Annotated in this window: 17 protein-coding genes; 8 read left to right on the plus strand and 9 right to left on the minus strand. The window is 64.6% G+C overall.

Features of this window, described 5'->3' with window-relative positions; genetic code table 11:
* Positions 1–4: 4 nt before the first annotated feature.
* Entirely contained in the window at positions 5–1,072 is a 1,068-nt protein-coding gene (locus J5M71_RS02195; protein WP_207829329.1) for a DUF2066 domain-containing protein, read from the minus strand.
* Between the two features lie 340 nt (positions 1,073–1,412).
* Here J5M71_RS02195 and purM point away from each other — a divergent pair, with 340 nt between their 5' ends.
* From purM to J5M71_RS02215, 4 genes are all read left to right on the plus strand, one after another.
* A complete protein-coding gene (gene purM / locus J5M71_RS02200) occupies positions 1,413–2,471 on the plus strand; it encodes a phosphoribosylformylglycinamidine cyclo-ligase (protein WP_013971366.1) in 1,059 nt (352 codons plus the stop codon).
* Complete coding sequence (gene purN, locus J5M71_RS02205; RefSeq protein ID WP_063911546.1) at positions 2,471–3,124, plus strand: phosphoribosylglycinamide formyltransferase; 654 nt, start codon at positions 2,471–2,473, stop codon at positions 3,122–3,124. Before purM ends, purN begins: the two co-directional genes overlap by 1 nt.
* A gap of 8 nt (positions 3,125–3,132) precedes the next feature.
* On the plus strand, positions 3,133–3,843 hold the full coding sequence (locus J5M71_RS02210; protein ID WP_063911545.1) for a DUF3108 domain-containing protein: 711 nt from the start codon (positions 3,133–3,135) through the stop codon (positions 3,841–3,843).
* 204 nt (positions 3,844–4,047) lie between these two features.
* Positions 4,048–4,230, plus strand: coding sequence for a hypothetical protein (locus tag J5M71_RS02215; protein WP_063911544.1), 183 nt, complete (start codon positions 4,048–4,050; stop codon positions 4,228–4,230).
* 46 nt (positions 4,231–4,276) lie between these two features.
* Here the strand turns inward: J5M71_RS02215 and J5M71_RS02220 are convergent, their stop codons facing one another.
* From J5M71_RS02220 to J5M71_RS02250, 7 genes are all read right to left on the minus strand, one after another.
* Positions 4,277–4,816 carry a DUF2058 domain-containing protein gene (locus J5M71_RS02220; protein WP_063911543.1) on the minus strand — a complete coding sequence of 180 codons (540 nt, stop codon included), beginning with the start codon at positions 4,814–4,816 and terminating at the stop codon, positions 4,277–4,279.
* Between the two features lie 26 nt (positions 4,817–4,842).
* The gene (gene mazG, locus J5M71_RS02225) at positions 4,843–5,676 is read right to left on the minus strand and encodes a nucleoside triphosphate pyrophosphohydrolase (protein WP_207829339.1); all 834 of its coding nucleotides are present in this window, start codon (positions 5,674–5,676) and stop codon (positions 4,843–4,845) included.
* Between the two features lie 124 nt (positions 5,677–5,800).
* Entirely contained in the window at positions 5,801–8,041 is a 2,241-nt protein-coding gene (gene relA, locus J5M71_RS02230; protein WP_207829349.1) for a GTP diphosphokinase, read from the minus strand.
* Between the two features lie 96 nt (positions 8,042–8,137).
* Positions 8,138–9,496 (minus strand): 23S rRNA (uracil(1939)-C(5))-methyltransferase RlmD, encoded by a 1,359-nt coding sequence (gene rlmD / locus J5M71_RS02235; protein WP_207829358.1) that lies wholly within the window; start codon positions 9,494–9,496, stop codon positions 8,138–8,140.
* On the minus strand, positions 9,497–10,396 hold the full coding sequence (gene cysM, locus J5M71_RS02240) for a cysteine synthase CysM (RefSeq protein ID WP_043936067.1): 900 nt from the start codon (positions 10,394–10,396) through the stop codon (positions 9,497–9,499).
* Positions 10,397–10,555: 159 nt separating this feature from the next.
* Entirely contained in the window at positions 10,556–11,947 is a 1,392-nt protein-coding gene (locus tag J5M71_RS02245) for a sensor histidine kinase (protein ID WP_207829360.1), read from the minus strand.
* A gap of 3 nt (positions 11,948–11,950) precedes the next feature.
* Positions 11,951–12,670: a response regulator transcription factor gene (locus tag J5M71_RS02250; RefSeq protein WP_137163180.1), complete on the minus strand. Its 720-nt coding sequence runs from the start codon at positions 12,668–12,670 to the stop codon at positions 11,951–11,953.
* A gap of 193 nt (positions 12,671–12,863) precedes the next feature.
* On the opposite strand from J5M71_RS02250, the gene J5M71_RS02255 reads away from it, so the two are divergent.
* The 4 genes from J5M71_RS02255 to J5M71_RS02270 all read left to right on the plus strand — a co-directional run bounded on the left by J5M71_RS02255 (position 12,864) and on the right by J5M71_RS02270 (position 17,634).
* Positions 12,864–15,620 carry a response regulator gene (locus J5M71_RS02255; RefSeq protein ID WP_207829362.1) on the plus strand — a complete coding sequence of 919 codons (2,757 nt, stop codon included), beginning with the start codon at positions 12,864–12,866 and terminating at the stop codon, positions 15,618–15,620.
* Between the two features lie 154 nt (positions 15,621–15,774).
* The gene (locus J5M71_RS02260; protein ID WP_207829364.1) at positions 15,775–16,764 is read left to right on the plus strand and encodes a 2-hydroxyacid dehydrogenase; all 990 of its coding nucleotides are present in this window, start codon (positions 15,775–15,777) and stop codon (positions 16,762–16,764) included.
* A gap of 31 nt (positions 16,765–16,795) precedes the next feature.
* Complete coding sequence (locus J5M71_RS02265; RefSeq protein ID WP_004375491.1) at positions 16,796–17,233, plus strand: hypothetical protein; 438 nt, start codon at positions 16,796–16,798, stop codon at positions 17,231–17,233.
* Positions 17,230–17,634 (plus strand): META domain-containing protein, encoded by a 405-nt coding sequence (locus J5M71_RS02270; RefSeq protein ID WP_207829367.1) that lies wholly within the window; start codon positions 17,230–17,232, stop codon positions 17,632–17,634. Before J5M71_RS02265 ends, J5M71_RS02270 begins: the two co-directional genes overlap by 4 nt.
* Positions 17,635–17,669: 35 nt before the next feature.
* On the opposite strand, the gene J5M71_RS02275 is transcribed toward J5M71_RS02270, so the two are convergent.
* On the minus strand, positions 17,670–18,134 hold the full coding sequence (locus tag J5M71_RS02275) for a TlpA disulfide reductase family protein (protein ID WP_063911535.1): 465 nt from the start codon (positions 18,132–18,134) through the stop codon (positions 17,670–17,672).
* Between the last annotated feature and the right edge of the window lie 16 nt (positions 18,135–18,150).

Raw genomic sequence — 18,150 nt, forward strand, 5'->3', positions numbered from 1 at the left:
CCCCTTACCAGCGAAAACGCAAGCCGTCGAACGGCTTGGGTGCAGGCTGGGCCGGCACTGGTTGCCCGCCCCCGGCAGCGTCTGCCGGAGCTGGCGTGGCCGGCACCGCAGCCACCTGCTCTACCGGTACTTCCTGCAGCTTGGCCAGGCCGAGCTGGGCGCGCAGCTGATCGCGGTTGGCGGTGACACCGTAGGTCAGGGTGCCGCCTTCAGCCATTTGCAGGCGCGGGCCAAAGGGTTCGAGCACGCGGGCAAGCTCGGCGTAGCGCTGCAGGTTCATCCCCTGCACTTGCACCTGCAACTGGCTGCTGGCACCCGGGCGGGTGACGTAGCGCGGCGCCAAGCGGCTGCTGAGCGCCAGCATCACGGCGTCAGCCAGCGCTGCCGGATCGGCGCCTTCGGCAGTGCCTTGCTCACGCTGGTCGCCCAGCCACAGCTGCCAATTGCCCTGCCACTTGCCATCGGCTTCCCGGGCATGCACCGCCAGCAAGGCATCGGCCCCGTAGCGTTCGGAGGCTTCCCGTAACGGGGCCGGGTCGCTGCCGTCGATGTGCTCGGCATTGGCCACCAGTTGCTCCTGCAGGTCGGCCAGCGGCAGGCGCAACGGCAGGCCACGGTGCTGGGCGGCACGGCGCAGGGGTTGGGCGCTGGCCTGGCCGTCACCGACAAGGTTACTGCCCTCGGCACTGTCGTTCAGCCACCAGCCGAGGATCGAGGGGCGGTTGCTGCCCCACAAGGCCAGGCCGGCCTTGCGCAAGGCCCGCTCGGTACTGCCAGGGTCGAACTCGACCAGCACCGACTCGGGTGGCCCGGCTTCGCTGCCAACCTGGTTGATGATTTGCTGCGGGTCCTTGCGCAACCCGGCCAATGCCGGGCTTTGCGCCGCCCTGGGGTCGCCGGTCAGGCGCGTTACCAGGGTATCGAGGGCCTTGGCGGTGGCCTCGGCACGGGCTTCGGCGCCCTGCCCGGTGACCGGCTCGCGCACCTGGTAAAGGCCGGAGACACTTTCAGCCTGGGCAGTGGCCGAGATCAGGGCCAGGCAACCGACCGCCAGAATATTGAAGAGACGCATGGAGGATTCCTGTCCACTTACCGCAATGCCTATACCTTATACACGGGGGCGCAAGGTAACCAGTCGCGAGGATGAAAGATTGGTTGCGGAGATTGCCGGGAAGTTGTGATGGATCTGGCAGGTGTCGCCTGCATGACGCAGCCCTTGTAGCGAGCACTCCCAACTTTTTACCCATTTTCATGCCCTGCCCGTCGGCCTGAGGATGGCCGCTGCCCGGCAACCCTGATAAAATCGCGCGCCTTCACAGACCACTGACGTTTCAGGCAGCCGCCGCTTACCAGCCGGCCTTGGCCGTCATGGTCGTTTTTTAAGAATCCCTCCCTCCTAAAGGCCTGGATCAATGAGCAAGCAACCCTCCCTGAGCTACAAGGACGCCGGTGTAGACATCGACGCCGGCGAAGCACTGGTCGAACGCATCAAGGGCGTGGCAAAACGCACCGCACGCCCTGAAGTCATGGGTGGCCTGGGCGGCTTCGGCGCCCTCTGCGAGATCCCGGCCGGCTACAAGCAGCCGGTGCTGGTCTCCGGCACCGACGGCGTCGGCACCAAGCTGCGCCTGGCACTGAACCTGAACAAGCACGACAGCATCGGCCAGGACCTGGTCGCCATGTGCGTCAACGACCTGGTCGTGTGCGGCGCCGAGCCGCTGTTCTTCCTCGACTACTATGCCACCGGCAAACTGAACGTCGACGTGGCCGCCACCGTGGTCACCGGTATCGGTGCCGGTTGCGAACTGGCCGGCTGCTCGCTGGTCGGTGGTGAAACCGCCGAAATGCCAGGCATGTACGAAGGCGAAGACTACGACCTGGCCGGCTTCTGCGTCGGCGTGGTGGAAAAGGCCGAGATCATCGATGGCTCCAAGGTTGCCACCGGTGACGCACTGATCGCCCTGCCGTCCTCGGGCCCGCACTCCAACGGCTACTCGTTGATCCGCAAGATCCTCGAAGTGTCCGCCACCGACATCGAGAACACCCAGCTGGACGGCAAGCCACTGACCGACCTGCTGATGGCGCCGACCCGCATCTACGTCAAGCCGCTGCTGCAGCTGATCAAGAACACCGGCGCGGTCAAGGCCATGGCCCACATCACCGGTGGCGGCCTGCTGGACAACATCCCGCGCGTACTGCCGGCCAACGCCCAGGCGGTCATCGACGTGGCCAGCTGGCAGCGCCCGGCGGTGTTCGACTTCCTGCAGGAAAAAGGCAACGTCGACGAGCATGAAATGCACCGCGTGCTGAACTGCGGCGTCGGCATGGTCATCTGCGTGGCCCAGGATCAGGTAGAAGCCGCCCTGAACGAACTGCGCGCCGCTGGCGAGCAGCCATGGGTGATCGGCCACATCGCCGAAGCCGCCGAGGGCGCTGCCCAGGTCGAGCTGCAGAACCTCAAGGCACACTGATGCCAAGCAAGACCTGCAATGTAGTGGTACTGCTGTCGGGCTCCGGCAGCAACCTGCAAGCGCTGATCGACAGCTGCCAAGGCCAGGACAGCCAGGTGCGCATCCGTGCGGTGGTTTCCAACCGTGCCGATGCCTACGGCCTGCAACGCGCCGCAGCGGCCGGCATCGACAGCGTCGTGCTCGAGCACACCCAGTTCGACGGCCGTGAAGCCTTCGATGCCGCGCTGATGGCGCGCATCGACGGTTTTGCCCCGGACCTGGTGGTGCTGGCCGGTTTCATGCGCATCCTCAGTGGCGACTTCGTGCGCCACTACCAGGGCCGCCTGCTCAACATCCACCCGTCGCTGCTGCCCAAATACAAGGGCCTGCATACCCACCGCCGGGCACTGGAGGCAGGCGACGCCGAGCATGGCTGCAGCGTACACTTCGTGACTGAGGAACTCGATGGCGGCCCACTGGTCGTACAGGCTGTGGTACCGGTGGCGTCTGACGACACCATCGAAAGCCTGGCACAGCGGGTACACCGCCAGGAGCACCTGATTTACCCGCTGGCGGTGCGCTGGTTCGCTGAAGGGCGCTTGCGTCTTGGCGAACAGGGTGCATTACTGGATGGCCAACCCCTGGCGGCCAGCGGTCACTTGATTCGATCCTAGGAGAATTTATGCGTCGCGCCCTGCTCTTGGCTCTCGCCGTGCTCGCCCTGCCCCTCCAGGCAGCTGATCTGAAGCCTTTCTCGGCCAGCTATACCGCCGACTGGAAGCAGCTGCCCATGAGCGGCACCGCCGAACGCAGCCTGGTCAAGAATGCCAACGGTACCTGGGACCTTAACTTCAAGGCCTCCATGATGATCGCCAGCCTGACCGAGCAAAGCTCCCTGCGCATGGACAACGACACCCTGCTGCCGCAGAAGTACCACTTCGAGCGTGGCGGCCTGGGCAAGGCCAAGAAGGTCGATCTGACCTTCGACTGGAACAGCAAGAAGGTCACCGGCAGCGACCGTGGCGACGCCGTCAGCCTGCCGCTGAACCGCGGCGTGCTGGACAAGTCGTCCTACCAGCTGGCCCTGCAGCATGACGTGGCCGCCGGCAAGAAGAGCATGACCTACCAGGTGGTCGACGGTGACGAGATCGACACCTACGACTTCCGCGTGCTGGGCACGGAGAAAGTCACCACCAAGACCGGCCAGGTCGATGCGGTGAAGGTCGAGCGCGTGCGTGACCCAAGCCAGAGCAAGCGCATTACCGAGCTGTGGTTCGCCAAGAACTGGGACTACCTGCTGGTGCAACTGCGCCAGGTCGAGACCGATGGCAAGGAGTACGTGATCGTGCTGCAGGATGGCACGGTCGATGGCAAGCCGGTGAAGGGCAACTGAGCCAGCGCTGCCAGCAGTACCCGAAGCCCCGCCTGGTGCGGGGCTTTTTTCTGCACTGGAGAAGGCGCACTCCCACATTTGACTGCGCTCCGGCTTCCATGAAACTTGTTTCATGCCCGTTTTATTTACTTAGCCTGCTAACAAACTCTATAAAGAGGTTGTGCGACACAGTGTCGCAGCCAACTGAAGCAGTGGAGTTTAGCGATGACAGTCCAAGTAACCGAACGCGACGAATCGAAAATGTCCCACGAAGGCCTGGCCGCTGGCGTGCGGATCTGGGATGTGCATCAACAAGGCCAGCTGGTAGGGATGTTCCACAACGAACACGAAGCGCACCAGTACCGTATAGAGCTGGAAAACCTGGAAAACCAGCGCGCCACGCAATGACTCGATCTTCAAATGAAAAACCCCGCCAAAGCGGGGTTTTTCATGTTTACCACATCAGATCATCAGGGATCTTGTAGGCCGCGTACGGGTCGTCCTCGTCCGCTTCCTCGACATGGGTATTCAGCAGCAGGATACGGTTGGGGTCGCGCTCCTGGATCTTCAGCGCCGCCTCACGAGGGATCACCTCGTAGCCACCGGCAAACGACACCACGGCCAGCGCGCCATTGCTCAGCTTGGTGCGCATCAGGGCATTGACGGCAATGCGCTTGACCTTCTTGTCGTCGACGAAGTTGTAGTAGTCCTCGGTGCTCAGCTTCGGCAGGCGAGTCGCTTCGATCAGTTGCTTGATCTGCGCGGCCCGCGCCTTCTGTTCGGCTTTTTCCTGCTGTTGGCGGTTCAGTTCCTGGTCACGCTTGGCTTTCTCGGCCATGGCTTCCTTGGCCATGCGCTGCTGGCTGTCGTCCACCTCGACCTGGCCTTTGTGTTCCAGGCGTTTCTGTTTCTTCTCGGCCTTGTTGGCCTGGGAAACCTGTTTCTGGTTGACCAGACCGGCTTTGAGCAATTGGTCGCGAAGGGAAAGGCTCATGAATGTTCACTCACTTATGCAACAGCTCAGCCGCAGCTGGGCAGGTTCTTTTCCTGACGTTTGGCTTCCCCCCAAAGGGCATCCAGTTCGTCAAGGTTACAATCTTCGATGGGTCGGCCACTGTCGCGCAATGCCTGTTCGATGAAGCGGAAACGCCGCTCGAACTTGCGATTGGCACGGCGCAGGGCATGTTCCGGATCATGCTTGAGGTGGCGGGCCAGGTTGACGGTGGCGAACAACAGGTCGCCGATTTCATCCTCGAGCGCATCGGCATCGCCGTCGGCCATGGCCTGCAGCACTTCATCCAGCTCTTCGCGGACCTTGTCCAGCACCGGCAATGCCGCAGGCCAGTCGAAACCGACCGTGGCCGCGCGCTTTTGCAGTTTGGCTGCCCGCGACAACGCCGGCAATGCTGCCGGCACGTCGTCGAGCAGCGACAGCTGTTCGGGCTGGCTCTTTTCCGCGCGCTCTTCGGCCTTGATCTCTTCCCAGCGTGACTTGACCTGGGCCTCGCTCAGGCTGGGGGTGTCTACCGGCGCGTACAGCTCGCCGGTGGGGAACACGTGCGGGTGACGGCGAATGAGCTTGCGGGTGATGCTGTCGACCACGCCATCGAACTCGAAACGCCCCTCCTCGCGGGCCAGCTGGCTGTAGTAGACCACCTGGAACAGCAGGTCGCCCAGTTCACCTTGCAAGTGCTCGAAATCGCCGCGCTCGATGGTGTCGGCAACCTCGTAGGCCTCTTCGATGGTGTGCGGGACGATGCTCGCGTAGTTCTGCTTCAGGTCCCACGGGCATCCATACTGCGGGTCGCGCAGGCGGGCCATGAGGTGCAGCAGGTCTTCGAGGGTGTAGATCATGTAAGCAGGTCCTTCGGCGGTTGCTTCTTCGCGGGTGAACCCGCTCCCACAGATAAAGTGCACATATGAAGATTTGCACCATCCCTGTGGGAGCGGGTTTACCCGCGAAGCAGGCACCGCGATCTCAAGGGGTACGATTACGCCGCGTCTCGATGATGTTCGGCAACTGCGAGATCCGCCCCAGTAGGCGCCCCAGCGCGTCCAGGCCCGGAATCTCGATGGTCAGCGACATCAGCGCGGTGTTGTCTTCCTTGTTCGAGCGGGTGTTCACCGCCAGCACGTTGATCTTCTCGTTCAGCAATACCTGCGACACGTCGCGCAGCAGCCCCGGGCGGTCGTAGGCACGGATGACGATGTCGACCGGGTAGGTCTGCACCGGGATCGGCCCCCAGCTCACCTGGATCATGCGCTCCGGCTCCTTGCCCGCCAACTGCAGCACCGAGGCGCAGTCCTGGCGGTGGATGCTCACGCCGCGGCCCTGGGTGATGTAGCCGACGATGGCGTCGCCCGGCAGCGGCTGGCAGCAGCCGGCCATCTGCGTCAGCAGGTTACCGACCCCCTGGATCTGGATGTCACCACGCTTGCCGGTACGCGGCCCGGTAGGTTTGCGCGGTACCAGTTCGATCTGCTCGATGCGCTCGGGCTCCAGCAACTGCTGGGCGGCGTTGACCAGATGCGCCAGGCGCAGGTCGCCGGCACCGAGCGAGGCGAACATGTCCTCGGCGGTCTTGACATTGGTCTTCTCGGCCAGGCGCTCGAAATCCACCTGCGGCAAGCCCAGGCGGCTGAGCTCGCGTTCGAGCAAGGTCTTGCCGGCGGCGACGTTCTGGTCGCGTGCCTGCAGCTTGAACCAGTGCACGATCTTGGCCCGCGCCCGCGAGGTGGTGACGTAGCCCAGGTTGGAGTTCAACCAGTCACGGCTGGGGTTACCGTGCTTGCTGGTGATGATCTCGACCTGCTCGCCGGTCTGCAGGCTGTAGTTGAGCGGCACGATGCGCCCGTTGATCTTGGCGCCGCGGCAGTTGTGGCCGATTTCGGTATGCACGCGGTAGGCGAAGTCCAGCGGCGTGGCCCCCTTGGGCAAGTCGATGGCGTGGCCGTCCGGGGTGAATACGTAGACCCGATCCGGCTCGATGTCGACCCGCAGCTGCTCGGCCAGGCCACCAATGTCGCCCAGCTCTTCGTGCCATTCCAGCACCTGGCGCAGCCAGGAGATCTTCTCTTCGTAATGGTTGGAGCTGGACTTGACGTCGGTGCCCTTGTAGCGCCAGTGGGCGCAAACCCCAAGCTCGGCTTCCTCGTGCATGCCGTGGGTACGGATCTGCACCTCCAGCACCTTGCCCTCGGGGCCGATCACCGCGGTGTGCAGCGAGCGATAGCCGTTCTCCTTGGGGTTGGCGATGTAGTCGTCGAACTCCTTGGGGATGTGCCGCCAAAGGGTGTGCACGATGCCCAGTGCGGTGTAGCAGTCGCGGATTTCCGGCACCAGCACGCGTACCGCACGCACGTCGTAGATCTGGCTGAATTCCAGGCCTTTGCGCTGCATCTTGCGCCAGATCGAATAGATGTGTTTCGCCCGGCCGCTGATGTCGGCCTTGACGCCAGTGGCCAGCAGCTCATTCTGCAGCTGGTTCATCACCTCGCTGATGAAGCGCTCGCGGTCCAGCCGGCGCTCGTGCAGCAGCTTGGCGATCTGTTTGTACTGGTCAGGCTCCAGGTAGCGGAAGGACAGGTCCTCCAGCTCCCACTTGATGTGGCCGATACCCAGGCGGTGCGCCAGCGGCGCATAGATGTCGAACACCTCGCGCGCAACACGCAGGCGTTTTTCGTCGTCGGCGGCCTTGACCGCACGGATCGCACAGGTGCGTTCGGCCAGCTTGATCAGCGCCACGCGCACGTCGTCGACCATGGCCACGAGCATCTTGCGCAGGTTCTCGACCTGCGCCTGCGAGCCCAGCACCAGCGACTGCCGTGGACTGAGGCTGGCACTGATGGCGGCCATGCGCAGCACGCCGTCGATCAGCTTGGACACCACCGGACCAAAGTGCTGGCTGACCTCGGCCAGGGTGACCTTGCCCTCGCGCACCGAGCGGTAGATGACCGCCGCCACCAGGGAGTCCTGGTCGAGCTTGAGGTCGGCGAGGATTTCGGCGATCTCCAGGCCCGCCTGGAAACTGGATGTACCGTCCGCCCAGGAATGCTTGGCCGGGTTGCCCTTTTTCTCGACCTCATGGGCAAACTCGCAGGCCTCTTTCAGCGCTGCGCGATCCAGTGCCGAATCGACGCTTACCACATGGTCCAACCATGCTTCGAGATTGATACTGCCGTCGGTGTTGACCGGCTGGTGCACTCTCACCTGTACCATCTTTGTTTTACCTTTCCATACAGCACACCACGCGGGTGCGCTGGCAATCACCGTGCGGCCACCATTCCGTGCAAGCCGCACCAAGGGGCCAGTCAGCTAGCCCGCTTCGAATAACGCCATGGCCTCGACATGCGCCGTCTGAGGAAACATGTCGAGAATCCCGGCCCTTTTTAACCGGTACCCCTGGCCGACCAGCACTTGGGCGTCTCGCGCCAGCGTGGCCGGGTTGCACGATACATAGACCAGCCTTCTGGCCTTGAGGCGGGCGATGCCTTGCACCACCTCGAAAGCACCGTCGCGCGGTGGATCCAAGAGTACCGCAGAAAAGCCCTCGGCGGCCCATCCGGCGCCTGCCAAAGGCTGCGATAAATCGGCCTGAAAAAACCGTGCGTTATGCACATTGTTGTTCCGGGCATTGGCCGCAGCCCGATCGACCATGGCCTGCACACCTTCCACTGCAACCACTTCACGCGCCTGGCGAGCCAGTGGCAGGGCAAAGTTGCCCAGGCCGCAGAACAGGTCCAGCACGCGCTCGTCGGCCTGCGGTGCGAGCCAGGCCAGGGCCTGCTCGATCATCGCCGTGTTGACCTGGGCATTCACCTGCACGAAATCACCTGGGCGCCAGGCCAGTTCCAGCTGCCACGGTGCCAGGGCAAAGCCCAGTTGCGCAGCCGGGTCCACTGGCGCCGGCTCACCTTCGCCCTGCAGCCACAACTGGGCATTGGCCTGCTCGCAGAACGCCTGCAGCCTGGCCAGGTCTTCGGCCGGCAGCGGTGCGACATGGCGCACCAACAGCGCCTCGGCGGTGCCGCTGAACAGTTCTACATGGCCCAGCGCCTGCGGCTTGCTCAGCGAGCGCAGCACAGTCGGCAGGTGGCGCAGAATCGACTGCAAGGGCTGTACCAGCACCGCGCAATCGTCGATGGCAATGATGTCCTGACTGGCTTCGGCGCGGAAGCCGACCTCCAGCTGGCGCGCCTTGACGTCCCAGCGCACGGCCACGCGGGCGCGGCGCCGGTAACCGAATTCCGGCCCGCTCAGCGGTGCAGCCCACTCGTCGGGCTGCACACCGGCCACCCGCTGCAGCTGTTCGGCCAGGGTGCGCTGCTTGAGCGCCAGCTGCGCCTGGTGCGGCAGGTGCTGCAGGTTGCAGCCACCGCAGCGCTCGTAATAACGGCACGGTGCCTGACGGCGCTCGGGGCTGGCCTGCAACAGGCGCTCCAGGCGGGCCTCGACCACTTTGCCACGGGCATTGAGCACCCGCGCCTCCACGGCCTCGCCGGCCAGGGCGCCACTGACGAACCAGGTGCGCCCCTCGTGGAAGGCTATACCCCGGCCATCACCGGCCAGGCGCTCGATTTCCAGGCGCTGCTTCTTGCCCACGGGGACCTGGGGGCTGCGGTTGCCGCCGGCCGGCTGAAAGCGCAGGCCGCTGTTGCTTTTCTTCTTGGACATTTAGCTCGGGTCGAACAGGCCGGTGGACAGGTAACGGTCGCCGCGGTCGCAGATGATCGCGACCATCGTGGCATTTTCCACCTCGCGAGACAGGCGCAGCATGGCCGCGACTGCACCACCGGAAGACACGCCGCAGAAAATGCCCTCTTCACGGGCAAGGCGGCGGGTGGTTTCCTCGGCTTCCTGCTGCGACATGTCGACCACGCGGTCGACGCGGCTGGCGTCGAAGATTTTCGGCAGGTATTCCTCGGGCCAGCGGCGGATGCCTGGAATGGCAGAACCTTCCATTGGTTGCAGGCCAATGATCTGCACCGCCGGGTTCTGTTCCTTGAGGTACTGCGAGCAGCCCATGATGGTACCGGTGGTACCCATGGAACTGATGAAATGGGTGATGGTGCCCTGGGTCTGCTGCCAGATCTCGGGGCCGGTGCTGTTGTAGTGGGCGATCGGATTATCGCCGTTGGCGAACTGGTCCAGTACCAGGCCACGGCCTTCGGCTTGCAGCTTCTCGGCCAGGTCACGGGCGCCTTCCATGCCCTCTTCCTTGGTCACCAGGATCAGCTCGGCGCCGTAGGCGGTCATGGCGGCCTTGCGCTCGGCGGTGGAGTTGTCGGGCATGATCAGGATCATCTTGTAGCCCTTGATCGCCGCCGCCATCGCCAGGGCGATGCCGGTGTTGCCGGAAGTGGCTTCGATCAAGGTGTCGCCGGGCTTGATCTGGCCGCGCAGTTCGGCGCGGGTGATCATCGACAATGCCGGGCGATCCTTCACCGAGCCGGCGGGATTGTTACCTTCGAGCTTGAGCAGAAGGGTGTTGCTGGTTTCGCCAGCGATACGCTGCAGGCGAACCAGGGGCGTATTGCCGACGCAATCGGCGATGGTTGGGTACTGCAAGGTCATGGCGTATTTCACAATCCGGACGGCAGGGGTGCCTATCATACCGGCAAACCCTTCGTCGCCATATCACGCAATCTGTGGTGGATATAGCTACAAGCTATATCGATAGCTTGTACCGGCCCTTTCGCGGGTGAACCCGCTCCCACAGGGACTCCACTGGCCTCAAGAGTAGTGATGAACCTGTGGGAGCGGGTTCACCCGCGAAGGGGCCGGCACATGTAATGGCAAGCGCATCCACAGTCGCAGCCCGCGCTTGCCATTCTGCGCCCACAAGGTGCCACCCTGGCGCTGGATGGCACTGCGGGCGATGCTCAGCCCCAGACCGAAACCGCCATCCCCTGGGCGCGAACCGTCCAGCCGCGAGAACGGTGCAAAAATCCGCTCCAGGTCTTCTTCGGCCACACCTCCGCCCTCATCCTCCAGCCACAGCCACCAATAACTGCCCTCACGCTGCCCACCAAGGCGCACCACACCCTCGGCCGGCGAGTGACGAATGGCATTGCGCAACATGTTCTCCAGCGCCTGGGCCAGGTGGTTGAGGTTGCCCTGCACCCAGCAGTCGGCCGGCACTTCGCAGCGCAGCCGCGCCGGTGCCCAGCCGCTTTCGTAGCTGGCATTCTCGGCCAGCAGCTCCCACAGCGCCTGCACCTCGATCGGCTCCAGGTTCATCGGCGCACGTTCGGCATCCTGCCAGGCCAGTTGCAGGGTATCCTCGACCAGTTGCTGCATGCAGTCCACCTCCCGTGTCAGGCGTTCGCGCAGGCGCTGCAGGTCGGTTTCGCCATCGCAGGCCACCCGCAGCCGACTGAGTGGCGTCCGCATTTCGTGAGACAGGTCACGCAGCAACTGCTGCTGCATGGCTACCGTGCCCTGCAGCCGCTCGGCCATCTGGTCGAAGGCACGGGCCAGTTCGCCCAGCTCGTCATGCCGGGCGATGGTGCGTGGGTCGAGGCGAGCGGACAACTGGTCGGCGCGCCAGGCATTGGCCTGCTCGCGCAACTGGTTCAACGGCACGATCAGCATGCGGTACAGCCCCACGCACAACAGCAGGGTGAACAGACCGGGGATGATGCCGTTGGTGACGATACGCCACAGCACCCGGTACTGGCCGGGGTTGAAGCGCTGCGGCAGCTCGATCACCAGCATGCCCTGCTCCGGTGCCCCCGGGAACGGTATGCGCAGCCACGGCTGCTCGACGCTGCGCCGGCTCATCGGCCAGTCGACACCGCGCAGGCGGGTCAGCCGCTGCATGGTCTGTGGGCCGACGCTGGCGCTGTCGAGCGGCCGCAGGTTGAGGTCGAACACACCAATCCAGCCGCGTTCGCGCTGGTGCATCGCCGCCACCCAGCGGTCCAGCCCTGCCCGCCCACCACTGCGCCAGGCCTGCTCGGCCTCGGCGGCATAGCCACGCAAGGCCTGCCGCGCAGGCTCCGAGAGGAAGGCATTCTGGGTCTCCATGTGCCGGCCCCAGGTGTAACTGAGGCCGATCATCAGCAGGCAAAAGCCCACCAGCAGGATCGCCAGCTTCCAGAACAGCGAGTGGCGGTCGAGCATGGGTTACTCCGCCTCGCTGGCGCTGAGCACGTAACCCTTGCCCCACACGGTACGAATCTGCCGCTCGTGATAGCCGATACCCTTGAGCTTGCGGCGTATCTGGCTGACGTGCATGTCCAGGCTGCGGTCATGCCGCGAATAGCCTCGCTGCAGCACTTGCTGGTAAAGGAACGGCTTGCTCAGCACTTCGTCGAGGTTGCGGTTGAGGATATCGAGCAGGCGGTATTCGCTGGGGGTCAGGCCGGCCAGGCGGCCATCCAGGCGCACGTCGCACAGCGCCTCGTCATATTGCAACTCACCATTGGCGGCCTGCACCTGCGGGGCTTGATGGCGCCGCTCGAGGGCCACGCGGCGCAGGATAGCCTCGATGCGCACCTGCAGCTCGGCCATGCTGAACGGCTTGGGCAGGTAGTCGTCGGCACCGCGCTGGAAACCGCTGATGCGGTCGGCCTCGGCGCCCAGCGCCGACATCAGGATCACCGGCGTGGCGCTGCGCTTGCGCAACTGTGCCAAGGCATCCAGACCGTTGAGCCCGGGCAGCAGGATGTCCAGGAGCACTACATCGAAAGCCTGGCGCCCTGCCGTTTCCAGGCCCTCCAGGCCATTGCGGCACCAGGTCACCCGGAAACCGCCGCGCTGCAACTCTTCGTGCAGGTAGGCACCCAGGACCGGGTCATCCTCGATGGCAAGAATATTGGAGCTGTGAATAGATACAGGATTCATTGGCAACTGCCATACATTCTCAATTACGCAATTATTGAGCATGCAGCGCCTGCCAGGCAACCGCCCTGCGACCAATGCCCCTGCAAGGGCGCAAAACACGTACTTAAAAGGTGCAATAGCACGGCAGGCGGAGTAACTTCCCGGCTTGGCCGTCATCGCTTGACGGCGTCCAGGCACATGACAGGAGGCGAGTGTGCTCGATCGCTTGGGAATTCGCAGCCGGGTCCTGCTGCTGGCCCTGCTGCCGGCCGGCCTGATGGCCGTGGTGCTGGGTAGTTACTTCACCTGGCTGCAACAGAACGACCTGCGCACCCAGCTGCTACAACGCGGCAAGATGATCGCCGAGCAACTGGCGCCGCTGGCCGCGCCCGCCATGGCCAAACTGGCACCGGCGCAGCTGGAGCGCATTGCCGCGCAAACCCTGGAGCAGGCCGATGTGCGCGCCGTCGCCTTCCTGGGCCCGGACCGCACGCGCCTGGCCCACGCTGGCCCGAGCATGCTCAACGAGCCGCCCAGCGGCGGCACCGGCACCCAGCTGTTGCAACGCAGCGGCAATGACGCCACCCGCTACCTGATGCCGGTATTCGGCCACCACCGCGACCTGGCCACCGATGCCGTGCCGGCCGAAGCCGAACGCCTGCTGGGCTGGGTCGAGATCGAGCTGTCCCACGACGGCACACTGCTGCGCGGCTACCGCAACCTGTTCACCAGCCTGCTGCTGATCCTTGCCTGCCTGGTGCTCAGCGGCCTGCTGGCACTGCGCATGAGCCGCACCATCAACGACCCTATCAAGCGCATCAAGCACGCGGTCAACCAGCTGAAGGACGGCCACCTCGAAGAACGCTTACCGGCCATGGGCAGCCATGAGCTGGACGAACTGGCGCGCGGTATCAACCGCATGGCCGAAACCCTGCACAACGCCCACGAAGAGCTGCAGCACAGCATCGACCAGGCCACCGAGGATGTGCGCCAGAACCTGGAAACCATCGAGATCCAGAACATCGAGCTGGATATGGCGCGCAAGGAGGCCCTGGAGGCCAGCCGCATCAAGTCGGAATTCCTGGCCAACATGAGCCACGAAATCCGCACCCCGCTCAACGGCATCCTCGGTTTTACCCACCTGCTGCAGAAAAGCGAGCTGACCCCGCGCCAGCTGGACTACCTGAGCACCATCGAGAAGTCCGCCGACAACCTGCTGGGGATCATCAACGAGATCCTCGACTTCTCCAAGATCGAGGCCGGCAAGCTGGTGCTCGACAGCATCCCGTTCAACCTGCGCGACCTGATCCAGGACACCCTGACCATCCTCGCCCCGGCCGCCCACGCCAAGCAGCTGGAGCTGCTCAGCCTGATCTACCGCGATACCCCGTCGTCGCTGATCGGCGACCCGTTGCGGCTCAAGCAGATCCTTACCAACCTGGTCAGCAACGCCATCAAGTTCACCCGCGAAGGCACCATCGTCGTGCGCGCCATGCTCGACGACGAGCACGAAGACAGCGCGCAGCTGCGCATCAGCGTGCAGGACACCGGCATCGGCCTGTCGCCGCAAGATGTGCGTACGCTGTTCCAGGCCTTCAGCCAGGCCGACAACTCGCTGGCCCGCCAACCTGGCGGCACTGGCCTGGGGCTGGTGATTTCCAAGCGCCTGATCGAGCAGATGGGCGGCGAAATCGGCGTCGACAGCACCCCGGGCGAGGGTTCGCAGTTCTGGATCAGCCTCAACCTGCCCAAAGCCCACGACGGTGTCGAGGAGATGCCGCTGCAACCGCTGCTGGGCCGACGCGCGGCCATCGTCGATGGCCACGAACTGGCGCGCCAGGCACTGGAACACCAACTGGAAGACTGCGGCCTCAGCGTCAGCCTGTTCGCCTCCTACGACCAGTTGCTGCAGGGCGTGCAGGCCGCCAGCCAGGCCGGCCAGCCGTTCGAGTTCGCCGTGCTCGGGGCCAACCTGGGCAACCTGTCACCCGAGCAACTGGGCCATTACCACCAGCAGCTCGAACGCTACCATTGCCAGTGTGTGGTGCTGTGCCCGACCACCGAGCAGGCGCTGTACCACCCTTACCTGCCCAACGGCCATGGCCAATTGCTGTCCAAGCCGACCTGCACACGCAAACTGCGCCGCCTGTTGCTGGAACTGGTGCAACCGCGCCGCCCGCATGGCGAGGCGAACAGCGTCAACGGCCAGCGCCAGCCGAAAATCCTCTGCGTCGACGACAACGCCGCCAACCTGCTGCTGGTGCAGACCCTGCTCGAAGACCTGGGCGCCGAGGTGCTGGCGGTCGATAACGGCTATGCGGCGGTGCAGGCGGTGCAGAGCGAGCCGTTCGACCTGGTGCTGATGGATGTGCAGATGCCCGGCATGGACGGCCGCGCCTGCACCGAGCAGATCCGCCTGTGGGAAAACACCCAAAGCGGCAACCCGCTGCCGATCGTCGCCCTCACCGCCCACGCCATGGCCAACGAGAAACGCGCATTGCTGCACGGTGGCATGGACGACTACCTGACCAAGCCGATCAGCGAGCGGCAGTTGGCCCAGGTGGTGATGAAATGGACCGGCCTGAGCCTGGGAGCACCGCAGCAGGAGCGGCTGGGCGAACAACTGGCCAACGGCGAAGAACTGAAGGTGCTTGACCCTGAGGAAGGGCTGCGCCTGGCCGCTGGCAAGGCGGACCTGGCGGCCGACATGCTGAGCATGCTGCTGACCTCGCTGGAGGCCGACCGCCAAGCCATACGCGCCGCCCGCGAGGCTGACGACCGCAGCAGCCTGATCGAGCAGGTGCACCGCCTGAACGGCGCCTCGCGTTATTGCGGCGTACCGCAGTTGCGGGCCGCCTGCCAACGCAGCGAAACCTTGCTCAAGCAGGAGAACCCGCAGGCACAGCAGGCGCTGGATGAACTGGATGCGGCAATCAATCGCTTGGCGGCGCAGGCCAGATTGAGCGCCTGACACAGGTTCCTGTGGGAGCGGGCGTGCCCGCGAACACGGGCGAAGCCCGTGCCATCCACCGCGAAGTCTTCTTCGCGGGCACGCCCGCTCCCACAGTGGCCCGCGCCATATTCAAGGTATGCTGTACCTCCTGCAGTGGAAAAAGGAACCCACCATGCGCGCCCTGTTGTTCAGCAGCCAGCACTACGACCAGGAAAGCTTCACCCGAGCCGCCAGCGGCACCAGCCTGGACCTGCACTTCCAGCCCGCCCGCCTGACCCTCGATACCGCTGCCCTGGCCGATGGCTACGAGGTGGTCTGCGCCTTCATCAATGACGAACTCGACGCCCAGGTGCTGCAACGCCTGGCCGCAGGCGGTACGCGCCTGGTCGCCCTGCGCTCGGCAGGCTACAACCATGTCGACCTGGCCGCCGCCCGGCGCCTGGGCCTGACCGTAGTGCGGGTGCCGGCCTACTCGCCACACGCCGTGGCCGAGCACGCCGTGGCGCTGATCCTGGCCCTCAACCGGCGCCTGCACCGGGCCTACAACCGCACCCGCGAGGGTGACTTCACCCTGCACGGGCTGACCGGCTTCGACCTGCACGGCAAGACCGTCGGCGTGGTCGGTACCGGCCAGATCGGTACCGCCTTCGCCCGCATCATGGCCGGTTTCGGCTGCCAGTTGCTGGCCTATGACCCCTACCCCAACCCCGAGCTGCTGGCCCTGGGCGCGCGCTACCTGCCATTGCCCGAGTTGCTGCGCGAAGCCCGCGTCATCAGCCTGCACTGCCCGCTGACCGAGCACACCCGGCACCTGATCAATGCGCAAAGCCTGGCCCAGCTGCAGCCCGGCGCCATGCTGATCAACACTGGCCGCGGCGCGCTGGTCGACACCCCGGCGCTGATCGACGCGCTGAAGAGCGGCCAGCTCGGCTACCTGGGCCTGGACGTCTACGAAGAAGAAGCCCAGCTGTTCTTCGAGGACCGCTCCGACCTGCCGCTGCAGGACGACGTACTGGCCCGCCTGCTGACCTTCCCCAACGTGATCATCACCGCCCACCAGGCTTTCCTTACCCGCGAGGCACTGGATGCCATCGCCGCGACCACGCTGGACAACATCAACTGCTGGGCGGCAGGCAATCCACAGAATCTGGTGACGGGTTAGTGCTAGGATACGCGGCATTTCTGGAGGACCCATGGTCGAGCACGATTTCCGCTACACCCTTTTCAACCCGCAACACACCCTGATCGAGTGCCGTGCACTGGTGCCGGGCCGTTACCAGGTCACCGGCAATGGCGGTTCGATGCACAAAGGCGACACCCTGCTGGTCACCCTCAAGGGCAGCAAGGACTTGTCCATGCGCCTGACGGTGGAGAGCGTGCGTCACCTGATCAACCCGCGCGGCCAGTGGGTTGCCGTGGCCAGCGGCCCGGTGTTCAACGAACTGGAAATCCTCACCTGGCAGGTCGCCTGCGACAGCTGCGACGCCGTGCTGGACTTCGAGTTCGCGGTAGACGCCAAGCTGGGCAAGAAAGCCCGCCAGCCGGCCGCCAGCGCGCGCGTTGCCGAGCTGGGCTGGGCCAGCCGTGGCGAGAAGCACCTGTGCCCGCGTTGCCAGGAGAGCGCCGAGTGAAGAATCTGCTGACCGGCGTGCTGATTGCCACCGGCCTGCTCGGCTGCGCCGCGGAACCTCCCAAACTGCAGCAGGAGCGCAGCTACGTGCTGGAGTGGATCGGCGAACGGCCGCTGATCGACTACAGCCACCTGACCCTTACCCTTGCCAGCGATGGCCGTGCCTATGGCAATGGCGGCTGCAACCACTGGTTTGCGCCGTACACACTGGACGGCGAGCACCTGAGCTTCGGCAAGGTCGGCAAGACCCGCAAGCTGTGCGCACCGGCGCTGATGGAGCAGGAGAAGCGCTTCCTGCAGACGCTGGAAACGGTACAGCGCTGGGATGTGTCGCCTATCGAGCAGATGCGTTTCTGGCCGGCCGAAGGCAAGCCGCTGCGCTTCTGGCCTGAGGAAGGCTGAATATTGCCGGGGCCGCTTTGCGGCCCCAAAATGCATCAGGCGCCCTTCAGGGCCTTGATCCTCGCCTGCAGCCCTTCCCGGGTCTGCTCGCCCATCAGCTGTTCCCGCACCTTGCCCTTGTCATCGATGATGTAGGTCACCGGTAGCGCCTCGCTGCGCGGCAGGTCATAGCGCTCGGCCGGGTCCTGCGCCAATACGGTGAAAGCGATACCCAGGGTTTCGGCAGCCTGTTTCAGCTCCTGCCCCTGCAAGCCATCGAAGTTCACCCCCACCACCTTGATACCGTCGGCCGCCCACTGCTTGGCTGCCGCGTTCAGTTCAGGGATTTCGGTACGGCACGGCCCGCACCATTCGGCCCAGTAGTTAAGCACCAGCCAGTGCCCGTCGATCTGCTCGGCCTTAACCGTATTACCGTGTTGGTCCACGCCATAATCGGCACCGCAACCACCGAGCAACAAGCTCGCGGTGATGGCCAGTACTGCTGCCAGACGCCTTGCCATGGGTCAATCCTTCTCG

It is taken from the genome of Pseudomonas sp. 43(2021) (assembly GCF_017490805.1).
GTDB lineage: Bacteria > Pseudomonadota > Gammaproteobacteria > Pseudomonadales > Pseudomonadaceae > Aquipseudomonas.

Bases quoted from the DNA above. Each gene is read 5' to 3' on its own strand.
- purM (WP_013971366.1), top strand. From the start codon at position 1,413: ATGAGCAAGCAACCCTCCCTGAGCTACAAGGACGCCGGTGTAGACATC.
- mazG (WP_207829339.1), bottom strand. From the start codon at position 5,676: ATGATCTACACCCTCGAAGACCTGCTGCACCTCATGGCCCGCCTGCGC.
- J5M71_RS02215 (WP_063911544.1), top strand. From the start codon at position 4,048: ATGACAGTCCAAGTAACCGAACGCGACGAATCGAAAATGTCCCACGAA.
- J5M71_RS02220 (WP_063911543.1), bottom strand. From the start codon at position 4,816: ATGAGCCTTTCCCTTCGCGACCAATTGCTCAAAGCCGGTCTGGTCAAC.
- J5M71_RS02250 (WP_137163180.1), bottom strand. From the start codon at position 12,670: ATGAATCCTGTATCTATTCACAGCTCCAATATTCTTGCCATCGAGGAT.
- purN (WP_063911546.1), top strand. From the start codon at position 2,471: ATGCCAAGCAAGACCTGCAATGTAGTGGTACTGCTGTCGGGCTCCGGC.
- J5M71_RS02210 (WP_063911545.1), top strand. From the start codon at position 3,133: ATGCGTCGCGCCCTGCTCTTGGCTCTCGCCGTGCTCGCCCTGCCCCTC.
- J5M71_RS02265 (WP_004375491.1), top strand. From the start codon at position 16,796: ATGGTCGAGCACGATTTCCGCTACACCCTTTTCAACCCGCAACACACC.
- relA (WP_207829349.1), bottom strand. From the start codon at position 8,041: ATGGTACAGGTGAGAGTGCACCAGCCGGTCAACACCGACGGCAGTATC.
- J5M71_RS02260 (WP_207829364.1), top strand. From the start codon at position 15,775: ATGCGCGCCCTGTTGTTCAGCAGCCAGCACTACGACCAGGAAAGCTTC.
- J5M71_RS02195 (WP_207829329.1), bottom strand. From the start codon at position 1,072: ATGCGTCTCTTCAATATTCTGGCGGTCGGTTGCCTGGCCCTGATCTCG.
- rlmD (WP_207829358.1), bottom strand. From the start codon at position 9,496: ATGTCCAAGAAGAAAAGCAACAGCGGCCTGCGCTTTCAGCCGGCCGGC.
- cysM (WP_043936067.1), bottom strand. From the start codon at position 10,396: ATGACCTTGCAGTACCCAACCATCGCCGATTGCGTCGGCAATACGCCC.
- J5M71_RS02275 (WP_063911535.1), bottom strand. From the start codon at position 18,134: ATGGCAAGGCGTCTGGCAGCAGTACTGGCCATCACCGCGAGCTTGTTG.
- J5M71_RS02245 (WP_207829360.1), bottom strand. From the start codon at position 11,947: ATGCTCGACCGCCACTCGCTGTTCTGGAAGCTGGCGATCCTGCTGGTG.